This window comes from Bradyrhizobium sp. CCGB20 (assembly GCF_024199855.1).
Lineage (GTDB): Bacteria > Pseudomonadota > Alphaproteobacteria > Rhizobiales > Xanthobacteraceae > Bradyrhizobium.
Genome location: NZ_JANADN010000001.1, coordinates 5,101,190 through 5,116,855 on the forward strand (window position 1 = coordinate 5,101,190; position 15,666 = coordinate 5,116,855).

14 protein-coding genes are annotated in these 15,666 nt (G+C 64.3%); 1 reads left to right on the top strand and 13 read right to left on the bottom strand.

The window, feature by feature from the left end:
• Nucleotides 1-7: 7 nt before the first annotated feature.
• The 13 genes from NLM15_RS23580 to eno all read right to left on the bottom strand — a co-directional run bounded on the left by NLM15_RS23580 (nucleotide 8) and on the right by eno (nucleotide 14,445).
• Nucleotides 8-1,360 carry a pyruvate dehydrogenase complex dihydrolipoamide acetyltransferase gene (locus tag NLM15_RS23580; RefSeq protein WP_254119847.1) on the bottom strand — a complete coding sequence of 451 codons (1,353 nt, stop codon included), beginning with the start codon at nucleotides 1,358-1,360 and terminating at the stop codon, nucleotides 8-10.
• Nucleotides 1,361-1,422: 62 nt separating this feature from the next.
• On the bottom strand, nucleotides 1,423-1,875 hold the full coding sequence (locus NLM15_RS23585; RefSeq protein WP_254119849.1) for a nucleoside deaminase: 453 nt from the start codon (nucleotides 1,873-1,875) through the stop codon (nucleotides 1,423-1,425).
• Between the two features lie 2 nt (nucleotides 1,876-1,877).
• Nucleotides 1,878-2,180, bottom strand: a complete 303-nt coding sequence (locus NLM15_RS23590) for a DUF5076 domain-containing protein (protein WP_018320291.1) — start codon at nucleotides 2,178-2,180, stop codon at nucleotides 1,878-1,880.
• A 3-nt stretch (nucleotides 2,181-2,183) separates the two neighbouring features.
• Nucleotides 2,184-3,569: a pyruvate dehydrogenase complex E1 component subunit beta gene (locus NLM15_RS23595; RefSeq protein WP_254119851.1), complete on the bottom strand. Its 1,386-nt coding sequence runs from the start codon at nucleotides 3,567-3,569 to the stop codon at nucleotides 2,184-2,186.
• A gap of 29 nt (nucleotides 3,570-3,598) precedes the next feature.
• Nucleotides 3,599-4,621 (bottom strand): pyruvate dehydrogenase (acetyl-transferring) E1 component subunit alpha, encoded by a 1,023-nt coding sequence (gene pdhA / locus NLM15_RS23600; protein WP_254119852.1) that lies wholly within the window; start codon nucleotides 4,619-4,621, stop codon nucleotides 3,599-3,601.
• 254 nt (nucleotides 4,622-4,875) lie between these two features.
• The gene (locus tag NLM15_RS23605) at nucleotides 4,876-6,264 is read right to left on the bottom strand and encodes a glycerophosphodiester phosphodiesterase family protein (protein WP_254119854.1); all 1,389 of its coding nucleotides are present in this window, start codon (nucleotides 6,262-6,264) and stop codon (nucleotides 4,876-4,878) included.
• 138 nt (nucleotides 6,265-6,402) lie between these two features.
• A complete protein-coding gene (gene adh / locus NLM15_RS23610; RefSeq protein ID WP_254119856.1) occupies nucleotides 6,403-7,920 on the bottom strand; it encodes an aldehyde dehydrogenase in 1,518 nt (505 codons plus the stop codon).
• A 279-nt stretch (nucleotides 7,921-8,199) separates the two neighbouring features.
• Nucleotides 8,200-9,159, bottom strand: a complete 960-nt coding sequence (locus NLM15_RS23615; RefSeq protein WP_254119857.1) for a GAF domain-containing protein — start codon at nucleotides 9,157-9,159, stop codon at nucleotides 8,200-8,202.
• 216 nt (nucleotides 9,160-9,375) lie between these two features.
• Nucleotides 9,376-9,693 carry a septum formation initiator family protein gene (locus NLM15_RS23620; protein WP_254119858.1) on the bottom strand — a complete coding sequence of 106 codons (318 nt, stop codon included), beginning with the start codon at nucleotides 9,691-9,693 and terminating at the stop codon, nucleotides 9,376-9,378.
• A gap of 216 nt (nucleotides 9,694-9,909) precedes the next feature.
• Nucleotides 9,910-10,461, bottom strand: a complete 552-nt coding sequence (locus NLM15_RS23625) for an NADPH-dependent FMN reductase (protein ID WP_254119859.1) — start codon at nucleotides 10,459-10,461, stop codon at nucleotides 9,910-9,912.
• 418 nt (nucleotides 10,462-10,879) lie between these two features.
• The gene (locus NLM15_RS23630) at nucleotides 10,880-11,878 is read right to left on the bottom strand and encodes an MBL fold metallo-hydrolase (protein WP_254119860.1); all 999 of its coding nucleotides are present in this window, start codon (nucleotides 11,876-11,878) and stop codon (nucleotides 10,880-10,882) included.
• A 116-nt stretch (nucleotides 11,879-11,994) separates the two neighbouring features.
• Nucleotides 11,995-13,128, bottom strand: a complete 1,134-nt coding sequence (locus tag NLM15_RS23635; RefSeq protein ID WP_254119861.1) for a zinc-binding dehydrogenase — start codon at nucleotides 13,126-13,128, stop codon at nucleotides 11,995-11,997.
• A 33-nt stretch (nucleotides 13,129-13,161) separates the two neighbouring features.
• A complete protein-coding gene (gene eno, locus NLM15_RS23640) occupies nucleotides 13,162-14,445 on the bottom strand; it encodes a phosphopyruvate hydratase (protein ID WP_028149603.1) in 1,284 nt (427 codons plus the stop codon).
• 174 nt (nucleotides 14,446-14,619) lie between these two features.
• Between eno and NLM15_RS23645 the strand changes: the two genes are divergently transcribed.
• Nucleotides 14,620-15,597, top strand: coding sequence for a lyase (locus tag NLM15_RS23645; RefSeq protein WP_254119862.1), 978 nt, complete (start codon nucleotides 14,620-14,622; stop codon nucleotides 15,595-15,597).
• Nucleotides 15,598-15,666 lie beyond the last annotated feature (69 nt).

Consider the following 15,666-nt stretch of genomic DNA (forward strand, 5'->3'; position numbering starts at 1 on the left):
CGCCATCTCAGACCATCATCATGACGGGATTTTCGATCAGCTGCTTGAAGGCGCCGATCAGCTCGGCGCCGAGCGCACCGTCGATGGCGCGGTGGTCGCAAGACAAGGTCACGCTCATCATGTGCGCGATCTCGATCTTGCCGCCGCGCACGACGGGACGCTCCTCGCTGGTGCCGACCGCGAGAATGGTCGCATGCGGCGGGTTGATCACGGCGGTGAAATGGCTGATGCCGAACATGCCGAGGTTGGAGACCGCGGTGGTGCCGCCCTGGTATTCTTCCGGCTTCAGCTTGCGCGAGCGGGCGCGTGCGGCAAAATCCTTCATCTCGTTGGAGATAGTCGACAGCGTCTTGGTCTCGGCCTTGCGGATGATCGGCGTGATCAGGCCGCCGGGCATCGCCACGGCGACACCGACGTCGGAATGATGGTGCTTGACCATGCCGGATTCGGTCCAGCTCACATTGCAGTTCGGGATCTTCTGGAGCGCAACGGCCATCGCCTTGATGACGAAGTCGTTGACCGAGATCTTGTAGAGCGGCTTCTTCTCCTTGTCCTTGGGAGCAGCCGCATTGATCTCCTCGCGCGCAGCGAGCAGCTTACCGATGTCGCAGTCGATGGTCAGGTAAAAGTGCGGGACGTTTTGGATCGACGCAGTCAAACGTTGGGCAATCGTGCGGCGCATGCCGTCGTGGGGAACGACGTCATAGGAGCCCGGCTCGAACAGCGACAGGATCTGCTTGTCCGACATGGTCGGCGCGATCGAGGGCGCACCGGAGGGCGCCGCCGCAGGTGCCTTGAGGCCCTTGCCGGACTTGGCCTGCTCGACGTCACGTGCAACCACGCGGCCGTGCGGGCCGGTGCCGGTGACCATCGAAATCTCGACGCCGGCTTCCTTGGCGAGACGCCGCGCCAGCGGTGAGGAGAACACGCGACCACCATGGCCGTTGCTCTGCGCGGCCGGTGCGGCAGCAGCTTGCGGAGCGGGAGCAGCAACAGGCGCCGGAGCAGCCTTGGGCGCGGCAGGCGCAGGCGCGGGCGCGGCAGCGGGAGCTTCAGCAGCTTTCGGAGGAGCAGCCGCGGCGCTGGGCTTGGCGGCACCTGCCGCCTTCACGTCCTCGCCCTCGCCGGCCAGCACCGCGATCACGTCATTGACCGGGACGTCCTGCGTGCCCTCGGGCACGAGGATCTTGGCGATCGTGCCTTCGTCGATGGCCTCGACCTCCATCGTCGCCTTGTCGGTCTCGATCTCGGCGATGACGTCGCCGGATTTGACCTTGTCGCCTTCCTTCTTCAGCCACTTGGCGAGGTTGCCCTTCTCCATCGTCGGCGAAAGAGCGGGCATCAGGATGTTGATGGGCATGCTGACCTCACGAAGAACTTCTCAAAACGTCGTCCCCGGAAGCGAGGACGAACAGACCAGGTTTAGTTGCCGATGTCGCCCTGCCACAGGCGCTCATTGGCAGGATTGGAACGCCAGTTCTTCATCATGGTGATGGAGCGGTCGTCCGCAAGATCGATCCAGGGGATGCCGAACTTGTCGAGGATGTCCTTCGAGCCCGGGAAGGTGACGGATTCCCCGATCACCACCTGCTGGACCTTGAACAGAGCAAGTGCGCCGGCGCACATCGAGCATGGCGACAGCGTGGTGTACATGACGGTGTCGTGGAACGAGATCACGCCGGCTTCGCGCAGGCAGCTCATCTCGCCGTGCAGGATGACGTTTTTCTCCTGCACGCGGTTGTTGTGGCCGCGGGCGATGATCTCGTTGCCGCGCGTCAGCACGGCACCGATCGGCAGGCCGCCCTGCGCGATCGAAGCCTCCGCCTCGCGGATCGCCTCCAGCATGAAATCGAAGTGACGGGATTCGATCGCCACGGTCAGTGCCCCTTGCCGCGCGGCGTCGTGGTGCCGGTGTCCGTGGGACGCTCGATCTCGGCCTGGAACATCTCGAGGATCCGGTTCAACGCGTCTTCCTCGGTGTATTCGCTCTCGCGCGCATAGGCGCGCGCGGCATGGCGGGCGAGATCGACCAGCAGCAGGCCCCACATGTCGGGCTCTTCGAAGGCCCGCTGGAACGCCATCGACAGCCCGCCGTCCAGCACGAACACGCGCAGGATCTCGACCGCGTCATCGCGGGTCATGACGTCGGGCGGCAGTGGCTGCTCCTTCGGGCCCGCCATGATCTACCTGTAGCAGACGGCTTTGGCGGCCTCGACCACTTCCGCCGCCGAGGGCAGCGCGAGCTTCTCCAGGTTCGCCGCATAAGGCATCGGCACGTCCTTGCCGGATACGCGCGCAACCGGCGCATCCAGATAGTCGAAGGCGTTCTCCATGATGCGCGCGGCGATCTCGGCGCCGACGCCGCTCTGGGCCCAGCCCTCTTCCACCGTCACGGCGCGGCCGGTCTTCTTGACCGAGTTGATGATGGTCTCGGTGTCCATCGGACGCAGCGTGCGCAGATCGATCACCTCGGCCTCGATGCCGTCCTTGGCGAGCTCGTCGGCGGCCTTCAACGCGTAGGTCATGCCGTTCGACCAGGAGATGATGGTGACGTGGCTCCCTGCGCGCACGATGCGCGCCTTGCCGATCGGGATCACGAAGTCGTCGAGCTTGGGCACTTCGCCGGTGTGACCGTAGAGCACCTCGTTCTCGAGGAAGATCACCGGGTTGGGGTCGCGGATCGCGGCCTTGAGCAGCCCCTTGTAATCGGCGGCCGAGAACGGCGCGACGACCTTGAGGCCCGGCACGTTGGAGTACCAGGACGAATAGTCCTGGCTGTGCTGGGCGGCGACGCGGGCGGCGGCACCGTTCGGCCCGCGGAACACGATCGAGCAGCCCATCTGGCCGCCGGACATATAGAGCGTCTTGGCCGCGGAGTTGATGATCTGGTCGATCGCCTGCATGGCGAAGTTGAAGGTCATGAACTCGACGATCGGCTTCAACCCGGTCATGGCGGCACCGACGCCGATGCCGGCAAAGCCGTGCTCGGTGATCGGCGTGTCGATGACGCGCCTGGCGCCGAATTCCTGCAGCAGCCCCTGCGTCACCTTGTAGGCGCCCTGGTATTCGGCGACCTCTTCGCCCATCACGAAGACGTCGGCGTCGCGGCGCATCTCTTCGGCCATGGCGTCGCGCAAGGCTTCGCGGATGGTCTGCGTCACCATCTCGGTGCCGGCAGGGACTTCCGGATCGGGCTCAGCGACGGCCTGCGGCGCGGGCGCAGCCTTGGGTGCAGGTGCCTCGGCCTTTGCGGCGGCAGGAGCTGCTTCCGCAGCCTTCTCCTGCTTGGCCGGCGCAGGCGCCTTGGCCAGATCAGCGGCGCTTTCACCGTCGGCGAGAATCGTCGCGATCGGCGTGTTCACCGCAACGTCGGCGGTGCCTTCGGGGATCAGGATCTTGCCGAGCGTACCTTCGTCGGTCGCCTCGACCTCCATCGTCGCCTTGTCGGTCTCGATCTCGGCGATGACATCGCCGGACTTGATCGTCTCGCCCTCTTTCTTCAGCCACTTGGCAAGGTTGCCCTTTTCCATCGTGGGCGACAACGCGGGCATCAGCACTTGAATTGGCATATCGACTCCAAAAGAAAGCTTGCGCGCGTTCAGCGGTAAATGTCGGTCCAGAGCTCGGCGGCATCCGGCTCGGGGTCATGCTGGGCAAAGTCGGCAGATGCGTTGACGATGTCGCGCACCTCGGCGTCGATCGCCTTCAGATCCTGCTCGCTGACCTTGGCGGCCAGCAGGCGGTTGCGCACCTGCTCAATCGGATCCTGGTCGTGGCGGACTTTTTCGACCTCCTCACGCGTTCTGTATTTTGCGGGGTCGGACATCGAGTGGCCGCGATAGCGGTAGGTCTGCATCTCCAGGATGTAGGGGCCCTTGCCGGCGCGGCACCAGGCCGCCGCCTCCTCGCCCGCGGCCTTCACGGCGCGGACGTCCATGCCGTCGACTTGCATGCCGGGAATGTTGAAGGACGCGCCGCGCTTGGAGAAATCCTGCTGCGCCGAGGCGCGCGAGACCGCGGTGCCCATGGCGTAGCGGTTGTTCTCGATGACGTAGATCACCGGCAGCTTCCAGAGCTCCGCCATGTTGAAGCTCTCATAGACCTGGCCCTGGTTGGCCGCGCCGTCGCCGAAATAGGTGACGCTGACGTTGCCGTTACTGCGATAGCTGTTGGCAAACGCGAGACCGGTGCCCAGCGAAACCTGCGCGCCGACGATGCCGTGGCCGCCGTAAAAGTGCTTCTCCTTGCTGAACATGTGCATGGAGCCGCCCTTGCCCTTGGAATAGCCGCCGCGCCGGCCTGTCAGCTCGGCCATGACGCCATTGGCCTCCATGCCGGTGGCGAGCATATGGCCGTGATCGCGATAGCCGGTGATGACCTGATCGCCCTCTTTCAGGGCCATCTGCATGCCGACCACCACGGCCTCCTGGCCGATATAAAGATGGCAGAAGCCGCCGATCGCGCCCATGCCGTAGAGCTGGCCGGCCTTCTCCTCGAACCGCCGGATCAGGAGCATGTCGCGGAGCGCCTTGAGTTCCTGCTCCTTGGTGAATTCCGGGGGCGAGCCGCCGTCGGTCTTGTCCTGCGCAGCGCCTGCGGCGGCTTTCTTGGGTGCGGCCATGGGAATTCCGGGTCAGAGAAAACTTCAGCCCTCTCTAACCCAAGTCAAACGCCCTTGGAAAGCACCGCGGCGGCATGGCACGATTTTCATTATGCCGCAGTGCAACGTGGCCGAAACTTTGCAAAACCTTTAGGCTTGATTGGGCAACATTAGCTCCCCGCCCGCGCAGCGGGTGCAAGCAACCAACGCAGCGAAAATCAGACACGGTTACGTTCGGATCCGAACGAGAGCGCCGGTCCGATTCGCCGTTTCGCCTACCAGCCGAGCTCTCGCAAATACGTTGCGCGGGCGGCAACGCCGGTATGCGTGAAGTCGGTGAAGACCCCATCGACGCCAAGTCGGAAAAATTTGAGATATTCAAGGCTGGGATCACCGCGATAGTCGGCGGCCAGATATTTCTTCTCGTTCCGGAAGGTGAAGACGTGCACGAACAGGCCGAGCTTGTGCGCGTCGGCGATCAGGCTGGTCGCCTCCTGCGTCGAAGCGTCCGGCGTCGATCCCTTGTAGGGTGTGCCGTCGGCGTTGCTGTCCTTCCACGGCGCAATCTTGAGCGGAACGATGTAGGCCTTCCACGGGCCGATGCCGTCGGCATAGGTCTTGATCTCGGCAAGGCCCTCAGGCGTCAGCATCGCATCATACAGGCGCGGATCACCTGCAACCGTCCAGTCGAACGGGCGGGAGTTGGTGATGTTGTTGAGCAAGACCTTGCCGCTCCTGAAGTCGATACCGTTGCCGTCGATGAGCTGGACCTGCCGCGTCTGAAGACCATGGCTGCGCATATATTTCAGGCTGCCGGGCTCAAAACTCTGAACAAGGATGGGAGCGTCTTTCGTATTGAGTCCGTTGTCCTTGATGATCTTGATCAAGGCATCCTCGAACGGGCGGCCGCCGGGCGCGCCGCAGCCATTGGCGATCGCCTGGGCATTGTTCCAGGTCGGATTCTTGGTTTCCGGGTAGACGAAGATGGACCGCCCGGTCTCCTTGCTCTTCGCCTTGGCGATATCGATGACGTCCTGGAAGCTGATGATCGGGAGCTTGCCGTTGAAAACTTTCGGCCGCTCATTGGCGGCGTCATAGGTGGTGCCGGCGATCCACTGCTTCAGCTCGGCCATGGTGAAATCGGTGATCGACCAGTCGTTGGTATGGTCCTCGCCATCCACGATCAGTGACTTCAGCACTGATTTGGGATCGGCCGGGTCGGTCAGATCCGTGCGGTAGTCGGCAGGCACGCCGGTGGCCGACGGGGCCTTGACGCGCACACCGGGCACGGTGCGCTTGCGGGCCGCAACAGCGGCATTGGTCTTCGCGACATCCGCAACATTGGTGTTGTCGCTCAGCCAAGGGTTATGGCGCACGGCCAGGACGCAATCCTTGGTGAGGTGCAGGTCCTCTTCGAGCGCATCAGTGCCGAGGGCTGCGGCGAGGTCATAGGATGCCTCGGTCTCTTCCGGCACCAGTCCCGGCACGCCGCGATGCCCGAGGATCAGCGGGGGCTTTCCATCGACGGTCAGGAAGGGCTTGGCGCCTGATGGCGCCGGACCAGTCTGCGCGAAGGCGATCGACGGCGCCAGCAACGCCAGGGCCACCGCGCCGTACAACATCGCTCCAACGCGCAGCTTCCGTGCCGAAAAATCGCGCTTCATGGCCATGCCTCCGTCGTCTGCCTGGCATCGCCTCGCATGCCAAAGGGGCCGAGCTGGATAGCTCGGCCCCTCGTCTTGTCTCAACTCTCTGACAGCGGGATGACGAAGGCGGCGCCACATTGGCGCCGCCTCGCCCGATCAGAAGAAGCCGAGCTTCTTCGGGCTGTAGCTGACCAGCAGGTTCTTGGTCTGCTGGTAGTGATCGAGCATCATCTTGTGGGTCTCGCGACCGACGCCCGACTGCTTGTAGCCGCCGAACGCGGCATGCGCAGGGTAAGCGTGGTAGCAGTTGGTCCAGACCCGGCCGGCCTGGATGGCCCGGCCGAAGCGGTAGCAGCGGTTGGCATCGCGGCTCCAGACACCGGCGCCCAAGCCATAGAGCGTGTCGTTGGCGATCGCGAGCGCCTCCTCGTCGGACTTGAAGGTCGTGACCGAGACGACGGGCCCAAAAATCTCCTCCTGGAAGATTCGCATCTTGTTGTGGCCCTCGAACACGGTCGGCTGGACATAGAAGCCGCCGGACAGATCGCCCGCGAGCTCGGCGCGGCCACCGCCCGCCAGCACCTTGGCGCCCTCCTGCTTGCCGATGTCGATATAGGAGAGGATCTTCGCGAGCTGCTCGCCGGATGCCTGCGCGCCGATCATGGTGTCGGCCTCGCGCGGGTCGCCCTGCTTGATCGCCGCGACGCGCTTGAGCGCCCGCTCCATGAAGCGGTCGTAGATGTCGGCGTGGACCAGCGCCCGGCTCGGACAGGTACAGACCTCGCCCTGGTTCAGCGCGAACATGACGAAGCCTTCGATCGCCTTGTCGAAGAAATCGTCGTCTTCGGCGGTGACGTCGTTGAAGAAGATGTTCGGCGATTTGCCGCCCAGCTCGAGCGTGACGGGAATGAGGTTCTGGCTGGCATATTGCATGATCAGCCGGCCCGTCGTGGTCTCGCCGGTGAAGGCGATTTTCGCGATCCGCGGGCTCGACGCGAGCGGCTTGCCCGCTTCAAGGCCGAAACCGTTGACGATGTTGAGGACACCGGGCGGCAGGAGATCGCCGATGATCTCGGCCCAGACCATGATCGAGGCCGGCGTCTGCTCGGCGGGCTTGAGCACGACGCAATTGCCGGCGGCGAGCGCCGGCGCGAGCTTCCAGCACGCCATCAGCAGCGGGAAGTTCCAGGGGATGATCTGGCCGACAACGCCGAGCGGTTCGTGGAAATGATAGGCGATGGTGTCGTGGTCGATCTCTCCGATCGAGCCTTCCTGTGCGCGCACCACCCCGGCGAAATAGCGGAAATGATCGATCGCGAGCGGCAGGTCGGCGGCACGGGTCTCACGGATCGGCTTGCCGTTGTCCCAGGTCTCGGCAACCGCAAGGCGCTCGAGATTCTCCTCCATGCGGTCGGCGATCCGGTTCAGGACCGCGGCGCGCTCGGCGACGCTGGTGCGTCCCCAGGCGGCCTTGGCCGCATGCGCCGCATCGAGCGCGGCCTCGACGTCCTGCGCGTCGGACCGCGCGATCTTGCAGACGATCTGGCCCGTCACCGGCGAGGCATTGTCGAAATATTTGCCCGAGATCGGCGCGACGAATTTCCCGCCGATGAAATTGTCATAGCGTTCAGCGAAGGGAACTTTCGTGACGCCGAGGAATTCCACCTTGTTCATTGATCACTCCCGAGTTTTGCTGTTTGCGCAATTCGTCGCGTGGTCGCGACTTGTGCCGACGATGTCGCGGGAGAGTTTGTCTGTCAGCCCGGGCGGGAGCGATGTCGGGGCCGACCTGTCGCAGTTCTGCGACAGGTGATGCAGCTGCACCTACATACTCCGACCTCATCCTGAGGCGCGCGCCCTTGCGCGCGTCTCGAAGGATGGCTGCGGATGCAGTGGGGCCTGTTTGGTTCGAGACTACCGCTTCGCGGTCTCCTCACCATGAGGGGATAGAACTCAGTGTTTCAGCTCGAACCGCTTCAACTTCCGATGCAGCGTGGCGCGGCTGACACCGAGGGCCTTGGCGGCGGCCGAAACATTGCCGCCCGCGCGCAGCAGCGCCCGCTGCAGCACCGCGCGCTGGCCGCCGGCAAGATGGTCACGCGCGGGTTCGCCGCCGAGCAAGTCGGCCGCGGGCACCGGCTGCAAAGCACGGCCGGGCGCGATCCCAAGCCCCGCCCGCGCAGACCGGGTCGCGCCGATCACGAGATCGTCCGCGTCGACCGCGACGAGGCCGATGGACTGGCCGTCTGCGCCTTGCGTCAGCACGATGCGGGCATGGGCGAAGGCGCGGCGAAACAGATCAGCCTCGATGCGCCGCGCCGCCTCACCTGCCGCCAGCGCGATGAGGCTGGAGAACGCATCGGTGCGGTCGGCGCGGCAGGAGGAGACGTCGAGCACGCCGGCAAAGGCCGCCTCGTGGTCGTAGATCGGAACGGCGGTGCAGCTCAGGAGCGTGTTGCGGGTGAAGAAATGCTGGTCGCGGTCGATCGTCAGCGGCCGCTGCTCGACGACGCAGGTGCCGATGCCGTTGGTACCCTCATGCTCCTCGCTCCAGAGTGCGCCGGTCCACAAGCCCCAGGATTGGAACGTCGCATCGTCCGCCGGTGTGCCACGGCGGTCGACCGGTACGCCCTCGCCGTCGGCGAGCAGCACGCAGCAGCCGCTCGCGCCGACCGCCTGATAGAGCCGGTCCATCGCGCCCTGTGCGGCGGCCAGCAGCGGCGCAATGCGCTCCCGGGCCTGACGCAGCTCGGCTTCGGTCAGCCGCATCGGCGCGGCACGGCCGGCGGGATCGAGATGATGCAATCTGGAGGAACGGCGCCACGAGGCCACGAGCGCGGACCGTGCCGCCTGGCCTGACGCGATGGCGGCCTCGACACGGGCCGCGTGATGCCGGGACATTGGCCCATTCATCACTGTTTCCTCCGGGTGGCAGTCTAGGCGGCGTTGGCACGGTCCGGTTGATCTGCGTCAACTCAGGCGACGGCGGCCAAAAGCCATGAGCCCGTCGTGGTGCCGCCGTCAAGGCAGCGGTCCGGTTCCGGGTCTACGACTTTCGGTAAAATTGAAACTCGCCTGCCGGATTCTGGTAGCGGCTTTCGACGCCGGTTTCGAATGCAGCGAAAAACGCTACTTCGCCGGGATCATCCGAACGAGATCATGCGGATTGACATAGTCGAGCTGGTAACGCGCCCGCTCGTCCAGCATATCAGGATCGATCCGCGAGGTGCGCAGCAGCGAGACGCGCTGCTCGCTCCGCGCACGTTCGCGCTTGAGCTGGGCGAGTTCGCTGGTCAGCGCGATGATCTCCTGGTCGAGTTCCTGGCGCGCGTTGAGGCCGTATTTGCCGGTATAGGCGTTGACGCCGAAATAGCCGACGATTGCGACCGCCATCGCGTAGAGGGCAAGGCCGGTCAGGATCGATTTCAGACGCGCGCGTGAGACCATCTTGGGAAGATGGGACAGGTTGGTTAAGGGAGTGCTAATTTAAGCCCTCCCCGCCCAACCCTCATGGTGAGGAGGCGCGAAGCGCCGTCTCCGGACGATGCTTCGCATCGCCGGGAGAACCATGAAGGCCTCTCGCCCGCGGCCATCCTTCGAGACGACCGCTGCGCGGTCTCCTCAGGATGAGGATCTCCCTTGCGGCCGCGGGGGAATTCGGCCTCAGCCGTGATGCTTCGCCACGTGCGCGGCGAACGCGTCGATATAGGCCTGGAGCACGGGCTTCAGAGATTCCTTGGTCAGGGTCCCCTCCGCATCGAAGGCGTCACCGACCGCATTCAGGTAGATCTCCGGCTGCTGCATGATCGGGCCGGCGATGCCCGGCAGGATGTTCTGGAGCGTCTTGGCCGCGCTGACGCCGCCGAGCGGGCCCGGCGAATTCGAGACGATGCCAACCGGCTTGCCGTTGAACGAGCTCTTGCCATAGGGGCGCGAGGCGACGTCGATGGCGTTCTTGAGGACGCCCGGGATCGCGCGGTTGTATTCGGGGGTCACGAAGATGACGCCATCCGACTTCTGGAGTTTTTCGCGGAAGGCAAGCCAGTCCGCCGGCGGCGCGCCCTCGAGGTCCTGGTTGAAGAACGAGATCCCCGCGAGCGTGACGACCTCGAGCTTGAGGGATGCCGGCGCGAGCTTTGCGAGGGCGTTGGCGATCTTCAGCGAGAAGCTGTCTTTGCGCAGGCTGCCGGCGATCACGACGATGTTGTAGGCCATGGGGTGTCCTTGAAACCTTGAGGGGGAAGTGCCGGGCGGCACTTAAGCCATCCGAACCAATGGATGCAAGTGCATGAACCGGTCCGGTTTGGAAACGCTGAGTTTCTCGAAAGCAGATGGTCGAGCCCGTCGCCCGGATGGAGCGCAGCGTAATCCGGGACCAGTGGGCCTCATGGCAACATCAAAAGCCGCTACCCGCCGTGCCTGCCCACTATGCCACCATACCCGTGTTTTGCCCGACGGCGCAACTCTTATTCGGTTTAACCTAATCTCTGGAACCGCTTGCGATTTCTACTGTGCATGGGGTTGTTTTCGACATTTTTGTTTAAGCAGGGAGTTCCGCAGGATGCCCACCGCCGCAAAAACGAACAGGCCGCCAAATGGCGGCCTGTTGTTTCACGCAAATCTGTAACTTCAATCAGATCGTCGGATTCCACGCCGACGGGATCAGGCGATACTTCGCGCCGTCCTTTTCGACGTGGCCGACCGATGGGAAGGTGAAGTGGAAGCCGATCACGGTCGCCTTCTCGGCCGCCGCCATGTCGTAGAACTTGTGGCGCGTCGCCTGCGCCATCGCCGCATCGGTGTCGAACATGACGTGCCAGTCCGGATTGCGCAGGAAGAATTCCGGAATGTTGGTGACATCCGACTGGATCAGCACCTTGGCATCGCCCGAGGCAACCGCGAACGAGGTGTGGCCGGGCGTGTGGCCGGGCGTCGCGATCGAGGTGATGCCCGGCGCGACCTCCTTGCCCCACTCGTACTTCGTGACCTTGGATTCAAGGCCGGCAAAGGTCTTCTTCACGTTGGCGAAGTAGTTCTTCATCATCGGGTTGGACTCGGCCTTGGCCGTGTTGTCCTCGCTGGTCCAGAACTCCCAGTCCTTGCCCGGCACCATGATCTCCGCATTCGGGAACGCGAGCGCGCCATCGGCCAAACGGATGCCGTTGGTGTGATCAGGGTGCAGATGCGAGAGCAGCACGATGTCGATGCTCTTGGGATCGACGCCGGCGGCGGCAAGGTTTTGCAGCGTGCGACCGACCGCGCCCTTGCTCGGTTCGAGATTGGCGACGCCGTTGCCGGTATCGATCAGCACGAGCTTGGAGCCGGTGTTGATGAGCTGCGGATTGAACGGCACCGTGACCATGCCCTTCGGCATATAGGCCGCCTCGCCCGCGGCCAGCGCTTCCTCCTTCGGCGCGTTGACGACGAACTTGTCCGGCATCGGGAAGGTGCGCGCGCCGTCGTTGATCGAGGTGCACTCGTAGCTGCCGACCTTGTAGCGGTAGAAGCCCGGCGCCTGCGTCCCGGTCGGCGGCACGGAGGCACTGGCAGTGGTCGGTCCAAGCCCGGTTACGGCCGCCGCGCCAATAGCGGCCGCGCCCGCGAGCAGGTCGCGGCGATTCAGATCAGTCATGGAAGTGTCCCCTTCGATGCTTGCGGTCGCCCCGCTTTCAATTACGGCGCGAATGTTCCCCCGCTTCGCTCAGAAGGCAAGACCTTCTTTCGGTGACGTGCCGCCGCACATCACGATTATTTATTTGGGTTGATGAGGAATTTTTCGCCGGTGGCGCGTTTGGCGTACACCGCGATGTTGGCGGGATCGAGCGCCTGCTGAAGCGACACCACCTTGGTGTAGTGGCTCGCGAAGGTGGTCTTCAGCTCGTCGACCACGCGCTGGCGCAGCTTGGCCCCGTCCGCCTGCCCGATCTTCATCAGGAACGGAAACAGCAGCCAGCCGCCGACGCCCCAGGCCATGCCGAAGCCGCGTGGCAGCTCGATCGGGCGGATGTCGAGCGCGCCGTAGACGTAGACCTGCTTGTGCACGTTGGAGCCGTAGCGGCTGTACTCCTTCGCGGTCTTGTTGATCGCGCTCTCCATGCAGTTGAGGATGTCGCCGGCAAGCTTGCCGCCGCCGATGGCGTCGAAGGCAATGGTGGCGCCGGTCTCGACCAGCGCATTGGTGAGATCGCCGAGGAAGCTCGGTGCCGTGGAATCGACGACGTATTTGGCGCCGATCTTGTGCAAGATGTCCGCCTGCTCCTTGCTGCGCACGATGTTGACCAGCGGGATGCCGTCCTTGATGCAGATCTTGTTCAGCATCTGGCCGAGATTGGAGGCGGCCGCGGTGTGCACCAGCGCCTTGTGACCCTCACGTCGCATGGTCTCGGTCATGCCGAGCGCCGTGAGCGGATTGACGAAGCAGGAGGCGCCTTCAGCCGGCGTGGTGCCCGCGGGCAGCGGCATGCACTCGCGCACTTTCAGCGTGCGATATTGGGCATACATCGCGCCGCCAATCATGGCGACGGTCTTGCCCATCAAGGCTTTCGCGGCATCGGAGGAGCCGGTCTTGATGACGACGCCGGCGCCTTCGTTACCCACCGGCATGGATTCATCGAGCCGGCCAGCCATCGCCCGCATCGCGCCCTCCGGCACCTTCGCAGTGATGACAGGAGCATCCTTGGTGCCCGAAGCCTTCGCCGTGCTCATATCGGCCGCGCCGACGAGAAGGCCGAGGTCGGACGGATTGATCGGCGCCGCCTCGACGCGGACGACGACCTCGTCCGCGGCGGGCTCGGGGGTCGGCACCTCGACCAGCGAGATTTCCAGCTCTCCGCTCGTCTTGATCAGCGAACGCAGTTGCAGTCCGGTCTTGCCGTCGCTCATGTCGATCCTCCCCTGTCCTTGCCGGGCGCTGGCTTATGCCAGCGCCTTCAGTGCCGCCTTGCCGCCGTAGAGCGCCTGCTTGCCGAGCTGCTGCTCGATGCGGAGGAGCTGATTGTATTTGGCGGTGCGATCGGAACGTGCAAGGGAGCCGGTCTTGATCTGACCGCAGTTGGTGGCGACCGCGAGGTCGGCGATGGTGGAATCCTCGGTCTCGCCGGAGCGATGCGACATCACGGAGGTGTAGCCCGCCTTGTGCGCCATCTCGACGGCGGCAAGCGTCTCGGTCAGCGTGCCGATCTGGTTGACCTTGATCAGGATCGAGTTGGCGCGGCCGGCCTTGATGCCTTCGGCGAGGCGCTTGACGTTGGTGACGAAGAGATCGTCGCCAACCAGCTGGCATTTCTTGCCGATGAGGTCGGTGAGCTCCTTCCAGCCGTCCATGTCGTCTTCCGACATGCCGTCCTCGATGGTGACGATCGGATAGCGCGAGACGAGGTCTGCGAGGTACTTGGCCTGCTCGGAGATCGAACGGGTCTTGCCTTCGCCTTCATAGACGTACTTGCCGTCCTTGAAGAACTCGGTCGAGGCGCAGTCGAGGCCGATCACGATATCGGTGCCGGCCTTGTAGCCGGCCTTGCCGATCGCGTTCATGACGAATTCGAGCGCGGCGTCCGCCGACGGCAGGTTCGGGGCGAAGCCGCCCTCGTCGCCGACATTGGTGTTGTGGCCGGCCTTCTTCAGCTCCGACTTCAGGGTGTGGAAGACCTCCGCGCCGTAGCGCAGGCCCTCGGCGAAGGACGACGCGCCGACCGGCAGGATCATGAACTCCTGGAAGTCGATCGGATTGTCGGCATGTACGCCGCCATTGATGATGTTCATCATCGGCACCGGCAACAGCCGCGCCGAGGTGCCGCCGACGTAACGATAGAGCGGCATGTCGAGCGAGTTCGCGGCCGCCTTGGCGCAGGCGAGCGAGACGCCGAGGATGGCGTTGGCGCCCAGCCGGCTCTTGTTCGGCGTGCCGTCGAGGTCGATCATGATCTGGTCGATCTGGGCCTGCTGCTCGACATCGAGGCCGCTCAGGGCCTCGAAGATCTCGCCGTTGACGGCGCCGACCGCCTTGGTGACGCCCTTGCCGAGATAGCGGGCCTTGTCGCCATCGCGAAGTTCCACCGCCTCATGGGCGCCGGTGGAGGCGCCTGATGGCACCGCGGCGCGGCCGAGCGCACCATCTTCCAGCACGACGTCGACCTCGACGGTGGGATTGCCACGGCTATCGAGAATTTCGCGGCCGATGATGTCGATGATGGCGGTCATGATGTGCACTTCCGTTCGTTAGGGCTGATCGGTGCCGCGGGTCTTACACGGAGCGCAAGCAAATGTGAACGCTTGGAGGGCGTGCTTCGACTGACGCTTGAAGCTCCCGAGACTAAGCTTGCTTTCGCCTGATCTGCGCGTCCAACCTCAATCTGAAACAGTCGGGGTAACGCCATGAATCGCCGCCAGTTTCTTGCCTCGAGCGCCGCCACCCTCGCCGTCCGCCCAAGTTTTGCGCAGGAAGGGCCGTTCCGGACAAAATATTACCCGATCAGCGCCGGCATTGGCCTGCACGACCTCGCCCCCGCTCCCGACGGCACGGTCTGGTTCACGGCGCAGGGTAAGGGCCTGCTCGGCAGGCTCGATCCCCGGGATGGCAGTTTCAAGACAGTCAGCCTCGGCCAGGGCGCCGCCCCGCACGGGGTGACCATCGGCCCAGACGGCGCGCCCTGGATCACCGAGGGCGGCCAGAACGCGATCGCGCGGGTCGATCCCGGCGATCTCAAGGTCACGCTGTTCCGCCTGCCCGAAAAATTCGCCTCCGCCAATCTCAACACCGGCGTGTTCGACAAGGAAGGCACATACTGGTTCACCGGCCAGTCCGGGTACTACGGCCGGCTCAAGCCCGGATCGGGCGAGATGGACGTGTTCAAGGCGCCCAAGGGCGTCGGCCCCTACGGCATCGCGGTGACGCCCAGAGGCGAGGTCTGGTACGCCTCGCTGGCCGGCAGCCACATCGCGAAGATTGATCTTGCGACCGGCAATGCCGCCATGGTCGAACCGCCGACGCCGAACCAGGGTTCGCGGCGGGTCTGGTCAGATTCGCAAAGCCGGATCTGGGTCAGCGAGTGGAACAGCGGTCAGGTCTCGGTGCATGATCCCGCCAACGGCTCCTGGAAGTCCTGGAAACTGCCGGGCGATCGCCCCCGCACCTATGCCGTCTATGTCGACGACAAGGACAAGGTCTGGCTCACCGATTTTTCCGCCAATGCCATCGTCCGCTTCGATCCCGCGACCGAGCGATTCAACGTTTTCGCCAGCAACAAGGCCAATGCCAATGTGCGCCAGCTCGATGGCCGCGCAGGCGAGCTCTGGGGCTGCGAGTCCGGCAACGACCGGATCGTCATGATCCAGACGATCGCGGCTGGTTGACGACGGCGACATTTGCGTCCATCCCGGCACCCTCCGGAGCGCGATCTTATCGCGCTCCGGTTTTTTGGA